Source organism: Mesorhizobium sp. M7A.F.Ca.AU.002.02.1.1 (assembly GCF_003998535.1).
GTDB lineage: Bacteria > Pseudomonadota > Alphaproteobacteria > Rhizobiales > Rhizobiaceae > Mesorhizobium > Mesorhizobium ciceri.
This window is the reverse complement of sequence record NZ_RZPB01000819.1, coordinates 1-2,514: the sequence shown is the minus strand read 5'-3', so window position 1 is coordinate 2,514 and position 2,514 is coordinate 1. Positions and strand designations below refer to the sequence as shown.

3 protein-coding genes are annotated in these 2,514 nt (G+C 63.8%); 1 reads left to right on the top strand and 2 read right to left on the bottom strand.

Annotated features, from left to right (window positions below):
* Window positions 1-2: 2 nt before the first annotated feature.
* The gene (locus tag EN879_RS31790; RefSeq protein ID WP_164774707.1) at window positions 3-566 is read left to right on the top strand and encodes a GNAT family N-acetyltransferase; all 564 of its coding nucleotides are present in this window, start codon (window positions 3-5) and stop codon (window positions 564-566) included.
* A 43-nt stretch (window positions 567-609) separates the two neighbouring features.
* On the opposite strand, the gene EN879_RS31785 is transcribed toward EN879_RS31790, so the two are convergent.
* Entirely contained in the window at window positions 610-2,124 is a 1,515-nt protein-coding gene (locus EN879_RS31785; RefSeq protein WP_013531033.1) for a DegQ family serine endoprotease, read from the bottom strand.
* A 127-nt stretch (window positions 2,125-2,251) separates the two neighbouring features.
* Window positions 2,252-2,440 carry a DUF2065 domain-containing protein gene (locus EN879_RS31780; RefSeq protein ID WP_013531032.1) on the bottom strand — a complete coding sequence of 63 codons (189 nt, stop codon included), beginning with the start codon at window positions 2,438-2,440 and terminating at the stop codon, window positions 2,252-2,254.
* Window positions 2,441-2,514: the final 74 nt, after the last annotated feature.

Genomic DNA, 2,514 nt, shown 5'->3' with positions numbered 1-2,514 from the left:
CAATGCGTACCGAGCGCCTGATCCTGCGCAACTGGGAGGATCGCGACCGCGACCTGTTCCACCGCATCAACTCCGACGACCGGGTGATGGAGTTCTTTCCATTCCGCCGTGACCGCGCCCAGGCGGATGCCAAGATGGACGAGCTCCGGGCCTGGACCACGAAGGACGGATACGGTTTTGCTGCCGCCGAGATCACCGCCACCGGTGAATGCATCGGCTTCATCGGTCTCCTCGACACCGATCATGTGCCATCCCTGCCAGCCGGCACCATCGAGATCGGCTGGCGGCTGGCACCTGAGTTCTGGGGCAAAGGCTATGTCACCGAGGCAGCCGATGCGTGGCTGGCCTACGGCTTCGAGACGCTTGGCCTCGATGAAATCGTGTCATTCGCCGTCGCGGCAAACCGCCGCTCCACCGCCGTCATGCAACGCCTCGGCATGAGCGCGGATCCATCCGCCGATTTCGACCACCCCAGCATTCCCGACAGCCATCCGCATCTCAAACGGCATGTCCTCTACAGACTGTCGCGCCAGGACTGGCAGGCAAGAAAAAGGGCAGCTCGCTAGCCGCCCTTTTTTCAGTGTTGTCGTGTTGTCGATCTTCCGGACCTCAGTCCATCCTGATCGTCACGAACCTGAGCTCGCCGGTCTTCGAGGCCAGCATCAAGAGCGCATTCTTGCGCCCCTGTTCCTTCAAGGCGCCGATCCGGTCCATGACGTCCTTGGGGGTAGCAACCGATTCCTGTGCGATCTCGGTGATCACCTCGCCGGGCTGGATGCCGCGTTCGGCGGCGGCCGAGTCCTTGGTGACGTCGGTGATGACGACGCCCGAAACATCGGCCGCAATGCTGAACTTCTTGCGTGTCTCGTCGTTCAGTTCGCCGACCGTCATGCCGAGCACCGAAGCAGTGGAAACGGCCGGAGCCTTGTCGCCCTTGTCCTGATCGGTGTTGCCCTCCTCGGCGTTGGCGGCCTTCTCGCCATCCTCGAGCCGGCCGAGGGTCACTTTCACCGTCTGTTCAACGCCCTTGCGCACGATCAGCACGTCGACCGCCTTGCCGACAGGGCTTTCGGCGACGACACGTGGCAGGTCGCGCATCTCATGGATATCCTTGCCGTCGAACTTGATGATGACGTCGCCGGCCTGGATCGTGCCATTGTCGACCGGGCCGCCCTTGATCACGCCGGCAACCAGCGCACCCTTTGCGGTCGCCATGCCGAGGCTTTCGGCGATGTCGTCGGTCACCGGCTGGATGCGCACGCCGAGCCAGCCGCGCCGCGTCTCGCCGAACTGGCGCAACTGGTCGACGACACCGGACGCGAGCTGCGACGGGATGGAGAAGCCGATGCCGATCGAGCCGCCGGATGGCGAGATGATCGCCGTGTTGATGCCGATGACTTCGCCCGCGCTGTTGAACAGCGGTCCGCCGGAATTGCCGCGGTTGATCGCGGCATCGGTCTGGATGAAGTCGTCATAGGGGCCGGAATTGATGTCGCGGTTGCGGGCCGAGACGATGCCGACCGTCACCGTGCCGCCGAGGCCGAACGGATTGCCGATCGCCATCACCCAGTCGCCGACGCGCATCTTGGTGGAATCGCCGAACTTTACCGCCGTCAGCTTGTGGCCTTTCGGATCGACCTTGAGCACGGCGACATCGGTCTTGGTGTCGGTGCCGACCAGCGTCGCCTTCAAGGTGACGCCATCGGAGAAATTGACCTCGATGTCGTCGGCATCGGCAATGACATGGTTGTTGGTGACGACGATGCCTTGCTCGGCATCGATGACGAAGCCGGAGCCCAGCGACTGCACCTTCTGCGAGCCGTTGTCCTTGTCACCGCCGCGGTTCTTGAAGAAATCGTCGAAGAAATCCTGGAAGGGCGAACCCTCGGGCAATTGCGGCATCGGCACCGCGCCCGGGCCTTCGGTACCCTTGACCGTCTGCGAGGTCGATATGTTGACCACCGCGCCGAGCAGGCCTTGCGCCAGATCGGCGACCGAAGCGGGCCCATCGGCGGCAAATGTCGGCGCCGTGAAGGACGGGACAGCGACGGCGCTGACAAGAAGTGCCGCCGCGCCGGCGATGAATGTCCGCCGCGCCGCGCGCAAAATTGTATTGGATGTCATCGAGAAGCCTCCCGGTATTCTTGAAAAGAAAAGCGCTTCGACGAAAACGCCGCGTCACGCCATGTTGGCAAAAAATACGGCACGTTTGCGGCTATGACTATCGGCAGAGGATAAATCATCGCCGCCCTCATGCGCCTCGTACCAGCCAGACGATGCCGACGCCGATCGCGATCGCCGCCAGCCCGGCAATCCGCAGCGCGTTCTCGGGCAGCGACAGCACTTCGGTGGCAAGCTTCCTGGCCAGGCCGGGAAAGCCGCCATAGACCAGACCCTCTATGACGAGGACGAGGCCCATGGCGGCAAGAAAATCCTGCACCGGCCGCTACTGGCCGGTGCTGGGCTGTGCCGCCGGCGCGGCGGGTGCCGGCGCCGGGGCGTTTGGCGCAGGCG

Bases quoted from the DNA above. Each gene is read 5' to 3' on its own strand.
- EN879_RS31785 (WP_013531033.1), bottom strand. From the start codon at position 2,124: ATGACATCCAATACAATTTTGCGCGCGGCGCGGCGGACATTCATCGCC.
- EN879_RS31790 (WP_164774707.1), top strand. From the start codon at position 3: ATGCGTACCGAGCGCCTGATCCTGCGCAACTGGGAGGATCGCGACCGC.